This is a genomic window from Pseudomonas sp. WS 5027, from assembly GCF_012985695.1.
Classification (GTDB): domain Bacteria; phylum Pseudomonadota; class Gammaproteobacteria; order Pseudomonadales; family Pseudomonadaceae; genus Aquipseudomonas; species Aquipseudomonas hygromyciniae.
Genome location: NZ_JAAQWU010000055.1, coordinates 1 through 991, shown reverse-complemented (window position 1 = coordinate 991; position 991 = coordinate 1). Strand labels below are relative to the sequence as shown.

The following is a 991-nucleotide window of genomic DNA, read 5'->3' as shown; positions in this document are numbered from 1 at the left end:
GAGACAGTACCGCTCGACTCGTTCACACCAATGGTGATGACCTGTTTGTTATCCAGGGTGACAGTCACCGGACCGGTAGTGTTGAGGACTGGCGCACCGTTTTTATCCACAAGGGTAGCGGTGTAGATGATCTGGCCGCCTTCACCCACGGTTTTGGTCGCGGTCAGGACCACATCAACCTTGTCGATGGTGTCGTTGATCTGCGTCGTGGCGCCGTCGCCTGCAACCACGAGTTTCTCGAAGTTGCCGCCAGCGGTGTCGGTGATCTTGACGGTCTGGGTGCTCTTATCGATGAACACGTCATCGCTCGGAGCATCAACAGTCACAGTACCAACGGTGTCGCCCGCCTTGATGGTGATGGTTTGCTTGTTGTCCAGCGTCAGGGTGACGTCAGTGTCAGCCTTGTTGCTCAAGGTAGCGGTGTAAGTGATTTTTCCACCTTCGTTCACTTCAGACGGAGCCGTCAAAGTCACGGTGGTGGTGTTATCGGTGTCCGGTGTGTCGGTCACGATGGTGGTGACTTTATCGGTACCCGGAACCAGGTTTTCAAAGTGCTCGCCACCGGTGACTTTAGTGATGCCGGTAGTAACAGTCTGGTCGCCTTTGTACACATCATCCGGCGCTACAGCCGAGACAGTACCGCTCGACTCGTTCACACCAATGGTGATGACCTGTTTGTTATCCAGGGTGACAGTCACCGGACCGGTAGTGTTGAGGACTGGCGCACCGTTTTTATCCACAAGGGTAGCGGTGTAGATGATCTGGCCGCCTTCACCCACGGTTTTGGTGGCGGTCAGGACCACATCGACTTTGTCGATGGTGTCGTTGATCTGCGTTGTGGCGCCGTTACCTGCAACCACGAGCTTCTCGAAGTTGCCGCCAGCGGTGTCGGTGATCTTGACGGTCTGGGTGCTCTTATCGATGAACACGTCATCGCTCGGAGCATCAACAGTCACAGTACCAACGGTGTCGCCCGCCTTGATGGTGATGG

General features: G+C 55.7%; 1 protein-coding gene. It reads right to left on the bottom strand.

Going from position 1 to position 991, the window contains the following annotated elements; all coding sequences use genetic code 11:
- A partial coding sequence (locus tag HBO09_RS28610; RefSeq protein WP_346266447.1) for an immunoglobulin-like domain-containing protein occupies window positions 1-991 on the bottom strand: 991 nt, incomplete at both ends.